Origin of the sequence: Sphingopyxis sp. QXT-31 (assembly GCF_001984035.1) — a bacterium.
Lineage (GTDB): Bacteria > Pseudomonadota > Alphaproteobacteria > Sphingomonadales > Sphingomonadaceae > Sphingopyxis.
Map to the genome: position 1 here is coordinate 2,159,501 of NZ_CP019449.1, position 15,934 is coordinate 2,175,434.

15 protein-coding genes, 1 other RNA gene and 1 riboswitch are annotated in these 15,934 nt (G+C 69.7%); of the genes, 14 read left to right on the forward strand and 2 right to left on the reverse strand.

All coding sequences use genetic code 11. The annotated features are described in order from the left end of the window. Positions 1-6 precede the first annotated feature (6 nt). Positions 7-196, forward strand: a riboswitch (cobalamin riboswitch). Positions 197-343: 147 nt separating this feature from the next. The 11 genes from BWQ93_RS10345 to BWQ93_RS10395 are packed head-to-tail and all read left to right on the forward strand — an operon-like array spanning position 344 to position 12,986. Continuing rightward, positions 344-2,281: a TonB-dependent receptor plug domain-containing protein gene (locus BWQ93_RS10345; RefSeq protein ID WP_077030477.1), complete on the forward strand. Its 1,938-nt coding sequence runs from the start codon at positions 344-346 to the stop codon at positions 2,279-2,281. Beyond that, positions 2,281-2,823 carry a hypothetical protein gene (locus BWQ93_RS10350; protein WP_077030478.1) on the forward strand — a complete coding sequence of 181 codons (543 nt, stop codon included), beginning with the start codon at positions 2,281-2,283 and terminating at the stop codon, positions 2,821-2,823. The genes BWQ93_RS10345 and BWQ93_RS10350 overlap by 1 nt, the downstream gene beginning before the upstream one ends. A 10-nt stretch (positions 2,824-2,833) precedes the next feature. Beyond that, complete coding sequence (locus BWQ93_RS10355) at positions 2,834-3,241, forward strand: DUF1636 domain-containing protein (protein WP_077030479.1); 408 nt, start codon at positions 2,834-2,836, stop codon at positions 3,239-3,241. Beyond that, positions 3,238-4,254: a nicotinate-nucleotide--dimethylbenzimidazole phosphoribosyltransferase gene (gene cobT, locus BWQ93_RS10360; protein ID WP_077030480.1), complete on the forward strand. Its 1,017-nt coding sequence runs from the start codon at positions 3,238-3,240 to the stop codon at positions 4,252-4,254. The genes BWQ93_RS10355 and cobT overlap by 4 nt, the downstream gene beginning before the upstream one ends. Beyond that, positions 4,251-4,811 (forward strand): histidine phosphatase family protein, encoded by a 561-nt coding sequence (locus BWQ93_RS10365; RefSeq protein ID WP_077030481.1) that lies wholly within the window; start codon positions 4,251-4,253, stop codon positions 4,809-4,811. The genes cobT and BWQ93_RS10365 overlap by 4 nt, the downstream gene beginning before the upstream one ends. Continuing rightward, positions 4,808-5,527: an adenosylcobinamide-GDP ribazoletransferase gene (locus BWQ93_RS10370; RefSeq protein WP_077030482.1), complete on the forward strand. Its 720-nt coding sequence runs from the start codon at positions 4,808-4,810 to the stop codon at positions 5,525-5,527. Before BWQ93_RS10365 ends, BWQ93_RS10370 begins: the two co-directional genes overlap by 4 nt. After that, positions 5,524-6,498 carry an aminotransferase class I/II-fold pyridoxal phosphate-dependent enzyme gene (locus BWQ93_RS10375; RefSeq protein WP_077030483.1) on the forward strand — a complete coding sequence of 325 codons (975 nt, stop codon included), beginning with the start codon at positions 5,524-5,526 and terminating at the stop codon, positions 6,496-6,498. The genes BWQ93_RS10370 and BWQ93_RS10375 overlap by 4 nt, the downstream gene beginning before the upstream one ends. Beyond that, positions 6,491-7,429, forward strand: coding sequence for an adenosylcobinamide-phosphate synthase CbiB (gene cbiB, locus BWQ93_RS10380; RefSeq protein WP_077032322.1), 939 nt, complete (start codon positions 6,491-6,493; stop codon positions 7,427-7,429). Before BWQ93_RS10375 ends, cbiB begins: the two co-directional genes overlap by 8 nt. After that, entirely contained in the window at positions 7,417-8,874 is a 1,458-nt protein-coding gene (locus tag BWQ93_RS10385) for a cobyric acid synthase (protein ID WP_077030484.1), read from the forward strand. Before cbiB ends, BWQ93_RS10385 begins: the two co-directional genes overlap by 13 nt. After that, entirely contained in the window at positions 8,871-9,404 is a 534-nt protein-coding gene (cobU, locus tag BWQ93_RS10390) for a bifunctional adenosylcobinamide kinase/adenosylcobinamide-phosphate guanylyltransferase (protein WP_077030485.1), read from the forward strand. Before BWQ93_RS10385 ends, cobU begins: the two co-directional genes overlap by 4 nt. A gap of 57 nt (positions 9,405-9,461) precedes the next feature. Further along, entirely contained in the window at positions 9,462-12,986 is a 3,525-nt protein-coding gene (locus tag BWQ93_RS10395; RefSeq protein WP_077030486.1) for a DUF2339 domain-containing protein, read from the forward strand. A gap of 46 nt (positions 12,987-13,032) precedes the next feature. Here BWQ93_RS10395 and ssrA read toward each other — a convergent pair. Next, positions 13,033-13,390, reverse strand: a transfer-messenger RNA (tmRNA) gene (gene ssrA, locus BWQ93_RS10400). A gap of 34 nt (positions 13,391-13,424) precedes the next feature. Then, positions 13,425-13,841 carry a large conductance mechanosensitive channel protein MscL gene (mscL, locus tag BWQ93_RS10405; RefSeq protein WP_077030487.1) on the reverse strand — a complete coding sequence of 139 codons (417 nt, stop codon included), beginning with the start codon at positions 13,839-13,841 and terminating at the stop codon, positions 13,425-13,427. Between the two features lie 123 nt (positions 13,842-13,964). Between mscL and BWQ93_RS10410 the strand changes: the two genes are divergently transcribed. The 3 genes from BWQ93_RS10410 to BWQ93_RS10420 are packed head-to-tail and all read left to right on the forward strand — an operon-like array spanning position 13,965 to position 15,927. Beyond that, the gene (locus BWQ93_RS10410; RefSeq protein WP_077030488.1) at positions 13,965-14,561 is read left to right on the forward strand and encodes a LemA family protein; all 597 of its coding nucleotides are present in this window, start codon (positions 13,965-13,967) and stop codon (positions 14,559-14,561) included. Positions 14,562-14,563: 2 nt separating this feature from the next. Beyond that, positions 14,564-15,106: a TPM domain-containing protein gene (locus BWQ93_RS10415; protein WP_077030489.1), complete on the forward strand. Its 543-nt coding sequence runs from the start codon at positions 14,564-14,566 to the stop codon at positions 15,104-15,106. Next, entirely contained in the window at positions 15,103-15,927 is an 825-nt protein-coding gene (locus BWQ93_RS10420; protein ID WP_077030490.1) for a TPM domain-containing protein, read from the forward strand. Before BWQ93_RS10415 ends, BWQ93_RS10420 begins: the two co-directional genes overlap by 4 nt. Positions 15,928-15,934 lie beyond the last annotated feature (7 nt).

Below are 15,934 nucleotides of genomic sequence, written 5' to 3' on the forward strand. Positions count from 1 at the left end.
GCGTTAGGGGCGCCGCCAGCGACAGGTTCCCCGAGAGGGGATCAAAAGGGAATGGGGTGTAAAACCCCGGCTGCCCCTGCAACTGTAAGCGGAGAGCCACTGGGCCATATGCCATTGGGACTTCAAGTCCTGAGAAGGCGGCCCGGACCGGCACCGACCCGCGAGCCAGGAGACCTGCCCGTCGCCGTCGTTTTTCGCGCGGACAGGGTGTGCCGGGCGGACGGGGCGTGAACCCGAATGACGACAAAGGTGGCCGTGCATGGGCGCGGGCCGATGTCGCGCGTCCGCTCCCGGACCACCGCATCGACCGCGCGCATGGGCGGCCTTGTCGATGGGGTTACCAATGTTCAGGACTGTTTTTCGTACCACCATTTCCGTGGCCGCCGTCGCGGCCGCGCTGCCCGCCCTCGCCGAAGAGGCCGGCGAAGCCGACAGCATCATCGTCACCGCAACGCGCGCGCCGCTGACGCTCGACGAGATTCCCTCGTCGGTCGCGGTGCTCGACAAGGAAGCGATCGACCGGGCCCAGGATATCGGCGTCACCGAATTGCTGCTGCGCACCCCTGGGATCAGCATCGCGCGCAACGGCGGTTACGGCACCGCGACCTCGCTGCGCATCCGCGGCGCCGAATCCGAACATACGGTCGCGGTGATCGACGGGGTGAAGCTCAACGATCCCTCGTCGACCGGCGGCGGCTTCAACTTCGCCAATCTGCTCGTCGGCGACATCGGCCGGATCGAGGTGCTGCGCGGGCCGCAGTCGATCCTGTGGGGCAGCCAGGCGATCGGCGGCGTGGTCAACATCGTCACCGCCTCGCCCGAAAAGGCGATCGAAGGCAGCTTCGACCTCGAGGCCGGATCGCGCGACACGGTGAGCGCGCGCGCCGCGCTCGGCGGCAAGTCCGGCCCGCTCGCGTGGCGCATCGGCGGCCAGCGCTTCACCACCGACGGCATCTCGTCGCACGCCAAGGCCTTCGGCGGGGTCGAGGCCGACGGGTATCGCAATACCAACCTCTCGGGCCGCGCCGAACTCACCCTTGCCGACAATGTCAGCGTCGACGTGCGCGGCACTTATTCGAGCGGGCGGGTCGAATTCGACGGCTTCAACACCGACAGCGCCGACTATGGCCTCAACAAGGAGTTCGTCGGCTATGCCGGGCTGAACCTCGACCTGGTGGACGGACGCTTCCGCAACCGTTTCGCTTACGCCTATACGGACACCAACCGGGACAATTTCAACCCGACGCGCGCGCGGCCGCAAAGCTTCGAGGCAGACGGCCAGAACAAGCGCTTCGAATATCAGGGCAGCTTCGACCTGTCGGATCGCATCACCGCGATCTTCGGCGCCGAGAACGAGCGCTCCACCTTCCGCAGCCGCTCGCCGTCGGCGTCGCTTGCGGTGCCGGTGCCCGCCTTCGCGCGCGGCAAGGCCGAAATCACCAGCGCCTATGGCCAGCTCAGCGTCGAGCCGATCGCCGGGCTGACGCTCAACGGCGGCGTCCGCACCGACGATCACGACCGCTTCGGCAGCCAGACCCTGTTCGCCGTGGGCGGCGTGTGGCGGCTGTCGACCGGCGCCGTGCTGCGCGCCAGCTATGGCGAGGGGTTCAAGGCACCCAGCCTGTTCCAGCTGTTCAGCGAATTCGGCAATAGCGCGCTCGACCCCGAGGAGGCCAAGGGCTGGGAAGCGGGCATCGAACAGCAATTGTTCGATCGCAAATTCGTCATCGGCGCGGCTTGGTTCGACCGCCGCACCACGAACCTGGTCATCTTCAACAGCTGCAGCGGTACGTCGACCAACCCGCTGTGCTTCGTCCCCGGCGATCCGGCCACGCGCCGCTCGGGCTTCTACTCGAACGTCGCGCGCGCCGAGGCGCATGGCGTCGAGGCCAGCGCCGCGCTGACGCTCGGCGGGTTCAGGCTCGACGGCAACTACAGCAGGATCGTCGCCGAGGACCGCTCGCCCGGCGGCGCCAATTTCGGCAAATGGCTCCCGCGCCGCCCGCGCAACACGGCGCACGGGTCGGTCAGCTATGGCTTCGATTTCGGGCTCGAACTCGGCGCCGCGCTTCGCTGGTCGGGGAAGAGCTTCGACAACGCCAGCAACGCGCAAAGGCTCGACGACTATACGCTCGTCGACCTGCGCGCCGAAGTGGCGCTGTCGAACGAAGTCAAGCTGTTCGCGCGCGCCGAGAATATCTTCGACGAGACCTATATGACCGCGTTCCGCTACGGCTCGATCGGGCGGAGCTTCTACGCCGGCATCCGGGGGCGCTTCTGATGGCGGCGCTCCGCACAAGCGGCGCCTCGGCGCTCTGGGTGGCGCTGCTCACCGCGGCAAGCACGGCGACGACGCTCGTGCTCGCCTGCGCGACGCCCTTCCCCTCGCTCGCGGCGCTCGTGGCGGTGCATATGCGCCGCCGCGACGGCTTGGCGCTGATGCTGCTCGCCTGGGCGGCGAGCCAGTTTATCGGCTTCTTCCTGCTCGGCTATCCGCGCGACGGCAGCACGCTGGCGTGGGGCGTGGGGCTCGGCAGTGCCGCGGTGGGTTCGGCGCTCGCGAGCTATGCGGCGCTGCGCGTAGCAGGCTATCGCTCGGTCGCGGCGCAGCTGAGCCTTGCCTATGCGGCGGGCTTCACCGCGTTCAAGGGGATCATCCTGCTCTGGGCGCTCGTGCTCGGCGGGCTGCACACCGCGATGGCGCCCGATTTGCTGGTCGAGCAGTTCCTGCGCAACGGTGCGATCCTGATCGGGCTCTACGCGCTCTATCGCCTGCTGGTCTTCGTGGGCGTGCCAGCGCCTCCCAAGGCGGTGACGGCATGACGGGCGGCATATGCTGATCCCGGTCGACCCCGGCCCCGCGGTCGTGGCGTGCAGCACCTGCCGCCACGACCGTTCGGCGCGCACCGATGCAGAGGGCGTCACCGGCGGCGCGCGGCTGGTCGAGGCGCTGGATCGCGTCAGGGCCGGCGACGTGCGCTACACCGGCATCGCGGTGCAGGCGATGCCGTGTCTCTTCGCGTGCCAGGATCATTGCACCGTCCACCTGCGCGCGCCGGACAAGCTCGGTTATGTCCTCGGCCGCTTCGCCCCCGACGACGAGGCCGCGCGCGCGATCCTCGATTACGCCATCGAATATGCCGCCAGCGAGCATGGCCGCGTCGCCTATGCCCTGTGGCCCGAGGGCGTGAAGGGCCACTTCATCACCCGTACCCCGCCGCCGGGATTTATCGCCGAATGACCATCTTTTCCTCCATCGCCGCCTTCGAGGCTGCGCTCGCCGATCTGCCCGGTCCCGATCACGCCGCGCAGGATGCCGCGCGTGCACGGCAGGCGCAGCTCACCAAACCCGCGGGCTCGCTGGGGCGGCTCGAGGAGATCGCGATCTTCCTCGCCGGCTGGCAGCGCCGCGAGCGCCCGCGGCTCGATCAGGGCCGCGCCGCGATCTTCGCGGGCAATCACGGCGTCACCGCGCACAGCGTCAGCGCCTTTCCGCCGAGCGTGACCGAACAGATGGTCGCGAATTTCCGGAGCGGCGGCGCCGCGATCAACGCACTAGCGCGCGCGGCGGGGTTGGAACTGGTCGTCGTCCCGCTCGACCTCGACCGCCCGACTGCCGACTTCACCAGCGGTGCGGCAATGTCCGCGACCAAGTGCCTCGACGCGCTCAACGCGGGCGCCGCGGTCGTCGACGAAGGCCTCGACCTGCTGCTGCTCGGCGAGATGGGGATCGGCAATTCGACCGCGGCGGCGGCGCTCTGCGCGCGCAGCTTCGGCGGCGCGGCGGCCGACTGGGCCGGACCCGGTACAGGGGTCGATGGCGATGGCATCGCGCGCAAGATCGCGGTGGTGGAGCGCGGACTCGAAGTCCACGCCTATGCCGCGACCTCGGCATTCGAGACGTTGCGCCGCGTCGGCGGGCGCGAGATCGCGGCGATGGCGGGGGCGGCGCTGCGCGCGCGCCAGCTCGGCGTGCCGGTGCTGCTCGACGGCTTCATCGGCTGTGCCGCGCTCGCCCCGCTCGCCGCCGACAATCCCGCCATCGTCGATCACTGCCTCGCGGGGCATTGCTCGGCCGAACCCGGCCACCGGCGCCTGCTCGACCGCCTCGGGCTCGACCCGATCCTGTCGCTCGGCATGCGGCTCGGCGAAGGCAGCGGCGCGGCGGTCGCGGCGAACATAGTCCGCGCCGCGCTCGCCGCGCATGGCGAGATGGCGACCTTTGCCGAAGCCGCGGTGTCGGAATCGCTGTGAAGCCCTATACGCTCCACCTCCTCCGCCACGGCGCGCCCGAGGTGCCGGGGCTGCTGCTCGGCCGCACCGACACGGCATCGACCGCCGAAGGCATTGCCGCCTGCGCCGCGCAGGCCAGCGGCCTCGCCGTCGAAACATTGATCAGCTCGGACCTGACGCGCTGCCATGCTGCCGCCACGGCGATCGGCGAAGCTAGCGGTCTGCCCGTGACCACCGATCCGCGGTGGCGCGAGCTGGACTTCGGCGACTGGGACGGGCTTCCCGGATCGGCGATCGACGCCGAGGCGCTCGGTCGCTTCTGGAGCGATCCCGATGCCCATCCGCCCCCCGGCGGCGAAGCGTGGTCGGCTTTGGCGGTACGCGTGTCGGCGGCGCTGACCGACCTCGAACCACACCCGACCCTCGTCGTCACCCACGGCGGCGCGATCCGCGCCGCGCTGCACCGGCTCTGCGGCTTCGATCAGCGCCAGCTCTGGTCGTTCGACCTGCCCTATGGCGTGCTCGTGTCGCTGCAAGTGTGGCCGGGCGCGGCGCATTTGGTAGCGATCCGGCCATGAAGGGGCTCGTCGTCGCGATCCAGTTCCTGACGCGCCTGCCGACGCCGCGCATCGCCGTGAGCAGCGAGGAATTCGCCGCCTCGATGCGCTGGTTCCCCGCCGCCGGCCTGATCGTGGGCGCGCTCGTCGCGGCGGGCGGCTGGGCGGGCGCTATGCTCGATCCCTGGACCGGGGCTCTCGCCGCGCTGTTGCTCTGGGTCGCGGTCACCGGCGCGCTGCACCTCGACGGCCTCGGCGACATCGCCGACGCCGCGGGCGCGGCGCACAAGGAGCGCGCGCGCATAATCACCGTCATGGCCGATCCGCATGTCGGCAGCTTCGCGGTCGTGACCATCGCGCTGCAACTCGTAGCCAAGCTTATCCTGCTACGCGCATTGATCGAGGGCGAGGCCTTTATCGCGATCGCGCTTGTCCCTTTCGCCGCACGCATCGGGCCGCTCGCTTGGTCGCGCTGGCTGCCCGACCTCCACGCCGGGCTCGGCGCGCGCTTCCGCGGCGTGATCCGCCCCGTCGATCTCGCGATCTGGGCGCTGCTCCTCGCCGCCGCCGCATGGTGGTCGCCGTCGCTGCTGCTCGCACCGCTGCTGCTCGCCGGATGGGGCTGGTGGCTGCTTCGCAAGATCGGCGGCATCTCCGGCGACGGCCATGGCGCCGGGATCGAGATCGTCGAAAGCGCGCTGCTCCTCGCCGCGCTCATCTGGCTGCATTTCGCATGACCGAGGCCTGGACCTGGCACGGCGGCAACCTCGCCGCCGCCAAGCGCCACTTTGGCGGGGACGACTGGATCGACCTCTCGACCGGGATCAATCCGCTGCCCTGGCCGGGTGCGGACCGGGTCGCCATCGACTGGCAGCGGCTGCCCGACGGCGAAGCGCTCGCGCATCTGGAGGCAGTGGCGGCCGAATTTTTCGGCGTCGCCCCGCGCCATATCGGCGCAGTCCCCGGCACCGAGATCGGACTGCGCATCGCGGGACGGCTGATCGGGGGCGAAGCGCGTCACGCAACGCCGAGCTATCGAACCCACGGCGAGATGATCGCAGGCAGCCTCGCAACCGCCGACGCCGACCTCGCGGCACAAGGCGGCACGATCATCCTCGCCAACCCGAACAACCCCGACGGGCGGATCCTCGCTCCGGAAGCCCTCGACGCACTGCTTGCAACGCGCGGCGACACCGGCTGGCTGCTCGTCGACGAAGCCTTCGCCGATTGCGACCCCACGCTGAGCATCGCCGCGCGGATCGCCGACGACCGGCGCCTGCTCGTGTTCCGCTCCTTCGGCAAATTCTTCGGCCTCGCCGGCGTACGTCTCGGCTTCATCCTCGGCCCCGCGCCATTCGTGCAAGACCTGCGCGCGACGCTCGGTGCCTGGCCGCTTTCCGCCGCCGCCATCGCGATCGGCACCGCCGCCTATGCCGACGCCGAATGGTTTGCGGCGACGCGCAGGCGCCTGCCCGAGCAAGCGGCCGCGCTCGACGCTGTGCTGACTGGCGCCGGCTATCGGCCCCAAGGTGCCTGCCCGCTGTTCCGGCTGATCGAAACCGGAGCCGCGCCAGCATTGTTCGACCGCCTCGCCCGCCGCTCCATCCTCACCCGCCCCTTCGCCGACCAGCCGCATTGGTTGCGCCTCGGCCTGCCCGCCGACAATGCGGCGCTCGCCCGCCTCGCCGACGCGCTCGCCGATGGCTGAACCCGTCGCCCTCGCCGCGCTCGCGCTCGACGCCGCCTTCGGCTGGCCCGCCGCCCTCTACCGCCGCATCGGCCACCCGGTCGGCGTCTTCGCGCGCCTGATCGACGGACTCGAGCGGCGCTGGAACCAACCCGAGCGCAGCTTCGCGACCCGCCGCCTGCTCGGCCTGCTCACGCTGCTCCTGCTCGTCGTGCTCGTCAGCGGTGCCGCATGGCTCGTCCAATGGACGCTGCTGAGCCACGTCGGTGCCTATGGCTGGGTTGCGGTCGCGCTCCTCGCCTGGCCCGCGTTCGCGCAACGCAGCCTTTTCGAACATGTCCGCGCCGTCGCTGAGGCGCTCGAACAGCACGGCCTGCCCGCCGCGCGCAACGCCGTCGCCGCCATCGTTGGCCGCGACACGGCAGAACTCGACGAAAGCGGCGTCGCGCGCGCCGCGATCGAAAGCCTCGCCGAAAGCTTCAGCGACGGCGTCGCCGCGCCGCTCTTCTGGCTGCTCCTCCTCGGCCTCCCCGGCGCCTGGATCTACAAGGCGGTCAACACCGCCGACAGCCTGATCGGCCACCGCGAGCCCCGCTGGCGCGCCTATGGCTGGGCCGCGGCCCGCACCGACGACGCGATGAACCTCATCCCCGCGCGCCTCGCGGGCGTCCTGATCTGCCTGGCGGGCGGCGGCGGATGGCGCATCATGGCGCGCGACGCGCACAAGCACGCGTCGCCCAACGCCGGCTGGCCCGAGGCGGCGATGGCGGGCGCATTGGGGCTTCGGCTCGCGGGGCCCGTCGCCTATGACGGCGTCATGCATGACAAGCCCTGGATCGGCGAAGGCGGCCCCGCCGCGACGCCCTTCGACATCCGCCACGCGCTGCGTATCTATCTTATCGCCTGCGCGCTGCTCTGGCTCATCGCGGGAGGCGCCGCATGGCTACGCTGATGCTGCAGGGCACCGGCTCGGACGTCGGCAAGTCGGTGCTCGTCGCTGGCCTCTGCCGCGCCTTCGCCAACCGCGGGCTGACGGTGCGCCCCTTCAAGCCGCAGAATATGTCGAACAACGCCGCGATCACCATCGACGGCGGCGAGATCGGCCGCGCGCAGGCGCTGCAGGCGCTCGCCTGCCGCACCGAGCCGCACAGCGACATGAACCCGGTGCTGCTCAAGCCGCAGGCCGACCGGACGTCGCAGCTGATCGTCCACGGCCACGTTCGCGGCACACTCGGCAGCGGCAATTTCCGCGAGGCGCGCGGCAGCCTGCTGGCCGAGGTCATGCAGAGTTATGACCGCCTCCGCACCCAAAGCGACCTCGTCGTCGTCGAAGGCGCGGGCTCGCCCGCCGAGATCAATTTGCGCGCCGGCGACATCGCGAACATGGGCTTCGCGCGCGCCGCCCACGTCCCCGTGATCCTGATCGGCGACATCGACCGCGGCGGGGTGATCGCCTCGGTCGTCGGGACCAAGGCGGTGATCGAGCCCGAGGATGCCGCGATGATCCGCGGCTTCCTGATCAACAAGTTCCGGGGCGACCCCGCGCTGTTCGACGACGGCTATCGCGAGATCAAGGTCCGCACTGGCTGGCCGGGCTTCGGCGTCATCCCCTGGCTCGCCGCCGCCGCACGGCTGCCGAGCGAGGATGCGATGATCCTCGAACGCCCCGCCGACCCGCGCGAGGGGCGCAAGCTCATCGCCTGCCCGATCCTGCCGCGCATTTCCAATTTCGACGATCTCGACCCGCTCAAGCTCGAGCCCGCGGTCGAGCTGGTGATGATCCCCCCCGGCCGCCCGATCCCCGCCGAGGCGGCGCTGATCGTTTTGCCCGGATCGAAGGCGACGATCGCCGACCTCGCCGCGCTGCGCCGCGAGGGCTGGGACATCGACATCAAGGCGCACCACCGCCGCGGCGGCACGATCCTGGGCCTGTGCGGCGGCTACCAGATGCTCGGCCGCAGCGTCGCCGACCCGCTCGGCATCGAGGGCGAGGCCACGCACGCCGAGGGGCTCGGCCTGCTCGACGTCGAGACGATCCTCTCGCCCGCCAAGCAATTGCGTCATGTGAAGGGCGAAGCGCTCGGCGCCCCGGTCGCGGGCTATGAAATGCATATGGGCGAAACGCACGGGCCGGGCACCGCGTATCCCTTCGCCCGCCTCGACGACGGTACGAGCGACGGCGCGGTGAGCGCCGACGGCCGCGTCCTCGGCTCCTATCTCCACGGTCTGCTCGCCGCTCCCGACCTGCGCCACGCCCTGCTCGCCCGCCTCGGCCTTGGCGGCAACGGCCGCGACCACACGGCCGACGTCGACGCCGCGCTCGACGACATCGCCGCCGAACTCGCCGATCACGTCGATCTCGACGCGCTGCTCGCGCTCGCGCGGGGCGGCGCATGAGCAGCCTCTTCGTCCTCGGCGGCGCGCGCTCGGGCAAGAGCCGCCATGCGCAGGCGCGGGCAGAGGCCATTGCGGGGCGCCATATCTTCGTCGCCACCGCCGAAGCCTGGGACGACGAGATGCGCGAGCGCATCGCGCGCCACCGCGCCGACCGCGACGCGCGCTGGACGACGGTCGATGCGCCTTACGACCTGCCCGCCGCCATCGCGGGCCACAGCGCCCCTGACGCCGTGCTGCTCGTCGACTGCCTGACGCTCTGGACCTCGAACCTGCTGCTCGCCGGGCACGACATCGACGACGCGACCGCCGACCTGTGCGCGTCGATCGCGCATTTCGAGGGGCATATCCTGCTCGTCGCTAACGAGGTCGGGCTCGGCATCGTCCCCGACAATGCGCTCGCGCGCGCGTTCCGCGACGCGGCGGGGCTGCTCAACCAGAAAGTCGCGGCGACCACCGCCGAGGTCGTGCTGGTGACCGCGGGCCTGCCGCTGACGCTCAAGGCGCCGCCGTCCTTTCGCGAGCAACGATAACAAGTTGATCGACTTCGCTCCGCCCGCTGTTAGGATGGCGCCAGCTTAGGGGATCGCATGCTCGGCTTTTTCGCTTTCCTGTCGATTGTCGTTCTTTTCCTGCTGTTGATGGACGCACGGGCCCGGCTCAAGCGGGCCGAGGCGACGCTTGCCGAAGCCGCCAAGCGCATCGGCGCGCTGCAGCGCCACGCCGGTTTGCTGCCTCCGAAGGAAGGCGAGAGCCCCGAACAGGCGCGCGCCAATGCGGCCGCGCCAATGCGCACGGCGACCCCGTCGCCCGCTCCCGCACCAGTTCCCTCGTGGGTCGCGCCCTCGCCCGAAACGATCGACCGCTGGAAGCCCAAGCCCGACGTGCCGGCTGCCGAGGAGCCCGTGCCCGCCGAACCTGAAACCGAAGACGTGCCCGCACCGGTCGCCGCCGCGAGCGCACCGCTGCCGTCGATCGAGCAGGAGGTCCCGGTCGAGGACGAGCCCGCCGCTCCCGAAACCGCTGCCGCCGAGCCCGTAGCCCCGGAACCGGCCGCCGCCGAACCCGAAATCGAGGAACCCGTCCTCGAGGCTAAGTTGCCCGAGCCCGAACCCCCTGCCGGACCGCCCCCCGCCCCGCCCGGACCGCCGCCGACGATGGCGTCGCGTTTCGAGAATCTCTTCGGCAAGACGCTGCCGATCTGGGCCGGTGGCATCACCCTCGCGATCGCGGGCGTGCTGATCGTCCGCTATGCGATCGACGCGGGCTTCTTCGCGCGCGTCTTCACCCCCGGCGTCCAGGTGATCGCCGGCATGCTCTTCGGCCTCGGGCTGATCGGCGGCGCCGAATATGCCTGGCGCAACGAGGACAAGGTCCGCGACCTGCGCGTGCCGCAGGCGCTCTCGGGCGCGGGCATCGCGACGCTTTATGCCGCCATCCTGGTCGCGGCCAATGTCTATGGGCTGATCGGTCCGCTCGCCGCCTTCGTCGGGCTTGCGCTCGTCACCGCCGCCGCGCTCGGCCTGTCGCTGCGCTTCGGCCCGCCCAGCGCGCTGCTCGGGCTCGCGGGCGGCCTCGCCGCCCCCGCGCTCGTCGGCGCTATGGAACCCAATGTGCCGCTGCTCGCGGTTTATCTCGGCCTCACCATCGCCGGGCTCGCTGGGGTCGCGCGGATGAAGCGCTGGCCGTGGCTCGCGCTCGCCGCCTTCTTCGGCGGCGTGGGCTGGAGCCTGTGGATGCTGCTTGCGACCACCGCGCTCGATACGCTCGGCTCGCTGTCGATCGGCGGCTATGTGCTTCTCCTCGCGCTCGCGCTGCCGATGATCGCCTTCGACGGCCCGCGTGCCGCGCTGCTCCGCGCCGGGTCGGCGATCGTCGGCGCGTTGCAACTCGCCCTGCTCGTCGGCATCGGCGGCTTCGCCCCGCTCCACTGGGGGCTCTTCATCCTGATCGCCGCGGCGGGCCAGTGGCTCGCCTGGCGCGAGAAGGATTTTGCGATCGTCCCCTCGATCAGCCTCGCGCTGTCGGTGCTGCTGCTTGCGGTCTGGCCCGATCCGGCGGCGGGCTGGTTCGCGACCATCGGCCTCGCGCTCGCCGCGATCCACGCTTTGCCCTTGCTCGCGAAGCTGTGGGGCGAGACGCGAACGCTGCGCCGCACGCTCGAGCTTTGCGCGCTGGCGCTCGCCGCGCCGCCGCTGGTCAAATGGCATTTCTGGGATATCGCCGACAGCGGACTGGCGCTCGTCGCGCTCGGCGCCGCGCTGGTCGCCGGCGCGGGCATCGCGCTCGGCTGGAAGGTCGAGGACCGCACCGGCGATAGCCGTTTCGCCTGGCTGACCGCCGTGACGGGCATCCTCGTCGCGGTCGCCGCCTGCCTGATCGCGCCCGACTGGACTGCGCCGCTCGCGGTCGGCGCCGTCGCGGCCGCATTGCTCTTCTTCGGCAAGGCGGCAAAGGACCGGCGCATCGAGCCGATCGCCGCGAGCTTCGTCGCGCTCGCGCTGGTCGCGCTGATCGCCACCCCGCTCGCGCTGGTCGAACTGCCGCGGCTGGTGGTCGGGGCCGGCGACGCCTTCGCGGGGCAGGCGCTGGTCCGCTGGGGCGGGCTGACCGCGCTGCTCGGCCTGTTCGCGGCCAGGGCCGTGGACCGCTACCTACGCTTCCTCGCGCTGACGATCGCCGGCGGCCTCGCTTATGGCGCGCTCGCACAGCTCGTCCCCGCCTGGAGCCTGACGCTCGCGATGGGCGCGATCGCAGCGGCGCTGTTCGCGCTCGCGCGGCGCCGCGGTACCCTGCCGATCGAGGGCCTGTCGCTCGCCTATGCGCTGCTCGCCGTGCTGCTGCTCGCATCGACGGGCCCCGGCGTCATTGCGCAATGGACGCGCCTCTATGGCAGCGATGAGGTGGCCACCGGCACCGCCATCCTGCGCTGGGGCGGCCTCACCCTGCTCGGCCTGCTCTACGCCGCCCTGTCGGCGCAGCCCGCGATCCGCCGCGTCGGCCAAGTTGCCGCCGCGCTGCTCGCCTATGGTGCGCTCGCGCAGGTCGTGCCGGGGGCGTATCTGATGTTGGTCCCCGCACTCGGCGGTGCAGCGATGCTGCTCGCGGCGCGCCGCATCGACCTCGCGCGCGTCGATGCCGCGGCAGTCAGCTTCGCGGCAGTGAGCCTTGCTTGGGCCGTGCTGCCCGTCGGGGTCTGGGCGACCAAGGCCGTGCTCTCGCTCGGCGGCGTGCCGATGCTGTTCGACGCCCCTGCGCTCGCCATCGACCAGCTGTTATTGCGCCTGCTGCTCCCTGCCTTGCTCTTCGGCGCACCGCTGCTGCTGCTGCGCGAAGCGCTGCCGCGCTGGCTGTTGATCGGGGCTTTCGCGGTCATCGGCATCCTGGCCGGGATCGCGCTCCACTGCCTCTACCGCCTCGGTTTCGCGGCGGCGTTCGGCGGCGATTTCGTCGCCACCGGGGTCGCGCAGCGCATCGTCTGGGGCGCCCTGCTCGTCGGCAGCGGCTGGCTCGCGATGCGCCGCGGCCTCACCAGCCTCGCGCGGCCGCTCGTCGTCGCGGGGACCGCGCATGCGATCTGGTACGGCCTGCTGCTCCACAACCCACTGTGGACCGGGCAGGCAGTCGGATCGCTGCCGATCGCCAACTGGCTCGCCCCGCTCTTCCTGCTGCCGGGTATCGGCCTGGTGCTCATCCGCACCCTCTTCCCCGACGCGCGCGCCGCGCTCGACCGGATCGTGCAGGTCGCGGCGATGCTGCTCGTCGCGGGTTTCGCCTGGGCGACGCTGCGCCAGATCTTCCACGGCGGCCTGCTGGTCGCACCAGGGGTCACCGCGAGCGAGAATATCCTGCGCTCGATCCTGATCCTCGCGCTCGCGATCGGCTTCCTGCTCTGGGGCATCAGGCAGAACCGCCACGACTGGCGCATCGCGTCGCTGATCCTGATGCTCGGCGCGGTGGGCAAGGTCTTCCTGTTCGACGCCTCGGGGCTCGAAGGATTGCTGCGCATCGGCTCGTTCGTGGTACTGGGGTTCAGCCTGATCGGCATCGGCTGGCTCTACAGCCGCCAGCTCGCGCGGCCGGCAGCGCCGGCGGCACCCGAAAGGACAGAATGAAGGGAAAGGTGGGACGATTCTGTTGCCCGGCTCGTCCCCAGCCGCTGGTATCCGATTCTGTTGCCCGGTTCGGTCCGAACCGCGTTCTATTTGAATAACCTTAGGCCGTGAGGCTTATCGGTTACGCAGCCAGAGCGAGTGCTTCGTTATCGTTAGCACTTATTGGTTTTGAGCCTTTAACGGGTTACTCAGCCCGGAAGAAACTACCGTCTTTGAACACACGTCGATCCTAGTTCGGCCCCGTCAGAAACCCGCGCACCCCTTCACAAGGGCGCGGGTTCGTGGTGGAGCCGCCGGGTACTGCCCCCGGGTCCGCTGTGCCTATTCCACGGCAACATTTATCCTCATAGTCGGCCGAAACCGACCTTCCCCATATAGGAAGCCCGCCCGCACTTGGAAAGAGCGCGGACGGGCTAGGCCTTGAAAAGCGGTGGAAAATTATTTCTTGCGCAGTTCGTCGCGGATTTCGGTGAGGATATCGACCTCGGTCGGGCCCGCGGGGGCATCGGGCGCCTTGCGCACGACCTTGTTCACCGTCTTGACCAGCAGGAAGATGATCCACGCCAGAATCAGGAAGTTGATCGTCGCAGTGATGAACGCGCCATAGCCGAACATCGCGACCCCGGCTTCCTTCAGCTTGGCATAGTCGGTCGGCGAGACGCCCGCGGGCACGTCGCCCAGCAGGATGAACATGTTCGAAAAATCGACCCCGCCGAAGATCCAGCCGACGACGGGCATGATCAGATCTTCGGTCAACGACTTGGTGATCGTCGCGAAGGCGCCGCCGATGATGACGCCGACCGCCAGGTCGATGACATTGCCGCGCGCGATAAATTCCCTGAACTCTGCCAACATCTTGGCTCTCCCCGGAGGATTGGTCCTGCGCCCCGAAAGTGCCGCGCGGATTGCACAAAGGCAAGCGCCATCCTATTATCTGTATTGTTGCGGCAAAACGCCGCCGGAGGGAGCCTTAAGACCATGACCATGCGTTCCGCCCGCTGGATGATCCTGCCCGTCGCCGCGATGAGCCTGTCCGCCTGCGGCATCAACAGCGTGCCCACCAAGGAAGAGGCGGCGAAAGCGCGCTGGGCCGAGGTTCAGGCCGCCTATCAGCGCCGGTCCGATCTGATCCCCAATCTGGTGGAGACCGTAAAGGGCGCGGCAGGCATGGAGAAGGCGACGCTCGAGGGCGTGATCCAGGCGCGTGCATCCGCGACGCAAGTCACGCTGAGCGCCGACGATCTCAGCGACCCGGCCAAGGTCGAGGCCTTTCGCCAGGCGCAAGGCAATGTGTCGAGCGCGCTCGGTCGCTTGCTCGCGATCTCCGAGCAATATCCCGACCTCAAGAGCCAGGGACGCTACGCCGTTCTGATGGTCTCGCTCGATTCCACCGAGACCAAGATCAACACCGCGATCCGCGATTACACGCTGGCGGTGCAGGATTATAATACGACGATCCGCACCTTCCCCGACATCATCGGGGCCAAGATCGTGCATGGCGCCAAGCCGATGATCCCCTATGAGGCGGTGACCCCGAACGCCGAAATCGCGCCCAAGGTCGATTTCGGGCAATAGCCATGGCAGCCGCCGCCCGCGCGGTTCTGCTCGCCATCCTGCTGGTCGTCGGCGGCTGTCAGGCCTCGCCGACCGTCGATCCGGAAGACGCCCCGCACTCCCGGCTCGCACCGGCGGCTTGCGATGGCGTGCCGCCGGTTGCTCTGCGCGGGAGGATAACCGACGCAGCCGATATCTTGACGCCCGAAGTCGAAGCCTCGCTGTCGCAGCGGCTTGCCCGCTATCAGGAACGGACGCAGCACCAGATGGTCGTGGCGACGACGACCGACCTGAACGGCGTCGATGTCGGGAATTTTGCCACCTGCCTGGGCAATCGCTGGGGAATAGGGCGCAAGGGGCATGACGACGGTATCGTCATCCTGCTGGCGCCGAAGGAAAAACAGATGCGGATCGCGACCGGCGACGGACTGCGGAAGCAACTGACCGACGAGCGGGCGCTTTCGATCGTGAACAGGATGACACCCCGGTTCCGGCAGGGCGATTATTCCGGCGGTCTCGAATTGGGTATCGACTCGATCGCCGCACAGACGGGAGACCGGCCATGAAAGCGATCTTGTTCAGCTGGGCCATCGCGCTGTCCCTGATCTCCGTTCCCGCGGCGGCGCAGACCTATCCGGCATTGACCGGCCGTGTCGTCGACGAGGCCAACGTCATACCCCCTGCCGAAGAGGCGGCGCTCGACACCCAGTTGGAGGGGATCGAGACCCGCACCGGCCACCAGTTCGTCGTGGCGACAGTCAAGGATCTACAGGGCTATGACGTGGCCGATTATGGAATCGGGCTCGGGCGGCACTGGGGCATCGGCAAAAAGGGCGCCGACGACGGCGTCCTCCTGCTGGTCGCGCCCAATGAACGCCGCGTCTACATCGCGGTGGGATATGGGCTGAACTCGGTTTTTACCGACATCCATGCGGGCCGCATCATTCGCGGCGATATTACACCGCGCTTCAAGGACGGCGACATGCCCGGCGGCATTCAGGCGGGCGTAAACGCCATCGCTGAGCAGATCCAACTCACCCCCGAGGAAGCCGCGGCGCGCGCCGCGCAGATCGAGGCCGAGGAGCGCGACCGCGCCGACGACGGCGATATCGGCGGGCTGATCTTCGTCGCGATCATCATCTTTTTCTTCTTCATACTGCCGATCCTGTCGAGCCTCGGGCGCAAGGGCCGGAAGCGGCGCCGCAAGAACAGCCCGTGGGGCGCCCCGATCATCATCTGGGGCAACGATGACGACTGGGGCGGCGGCAGCAGCGGCGGATCGTCATGGGGTGGCTGGAGCAGCGGCGGCGGTGGCGGGGGTGGCTTCGGCGGCTTTTCGGGCGGCGGCGGCAGCTTCGGCGGCGGCGGCGCGTCGGGCGGCTGGTAAGGGGTAG

Coding starts and splice junctions, on each gene's coding strand:
- BWQ93_RS10345 (WP_077030477.1), top strand. CDS start 344: ATGTTCAGGACTGTTTTTCGTACCACCATTTCCGTGGCCGCCGTCGCG.
- BWQ93_RS10350 (WP_077030478.1), top strand. CDS start 2,281: ATGGCGGCGCTCCGCACAAGCGGCGCCTCGGCGCTCTGGGTGGCGCTG.
- BWQ93_RS10355 (WP_077030479.1), top strand. CDS start 2,834: ATGCTGATCCCGGTCGACCCCGGCCCCGCGGTCGTGGCGTGCAGCACC.
- cobT (WP_077030480.1), top strand. CDS start 3,238: ATGACCATCTTTTCCTCCATCGCCGCCTTCGAGGCTGCGCTCGCCGAT.
- BWQ93_RS10370 (WP_077030482.1), top strand. CDS start 4,808: ATGAAGGGGCTCGTCGTCGCGATCCAGTTCCTGACGCGCCTGCCGACG.
- BWQ93_RS10375 (WP_077030483.1), top strand. CDS start 5,524: ATGACCGAGGCCTGGACCTGGCACGGCGGCAACCTCGCCGCCGCCAAG.
- cbiB (WP_077032322.1), top strand. CDS start 6,491: ATGGCTGAACCCGTCGCCCTCGCCGCGCTCGCGCTCGACGCCGCCTTC.
- BWQ93_RS10385 (WP_077030484.1), top strand. CDS start 7,417: ATGGCTACGCTGATGCTGCAGGGCACCGGCTCGGACGTCGGCAAGTCG.
- cobU (WP_077030485.1), top strand. CDS start 8,871: ATGAGCAGCCTCTTCGTCCTCGGCGGCGCGCGCTCGGGCAAGAGCCGC.
- BWQ93_RS10395 (WP_077030486.1), top strand. CDS start 9,462: ATGCTCGGCTTTTTCGCTTTCCTGTCGATTGTCGTTCTTTTCCTGCTG.
- mscL (WP_077030487.1), bottom strand. CDS start 13,841: ATGTTGGCAGAGTTCAGGGAATTTATCGCGCGCGGCAATGTCATCGAC.
- BWQ93_RS10410 (WP_077030488.1), top strand. CDS start 13,965: ATGACCATGCGTTCCGCCCGCTGGATGATCCTGCCCGTCGCCGCGATG.
- BWQ93_RS10415 (WP_077030489.1), top strand. CDS start 14,564: ATGGCAGCCGCCGCCCGCGCGGTTCTGCTCGCCATCCTGCTGGTCGTC.
- BWQ93_RS10420 (WP_077030490.1), top strand. CDS start 15,103: ATGAAAGCGATCTTGTTCAGCTGGGCCATCGCGCTGTCCCTGATCTCC.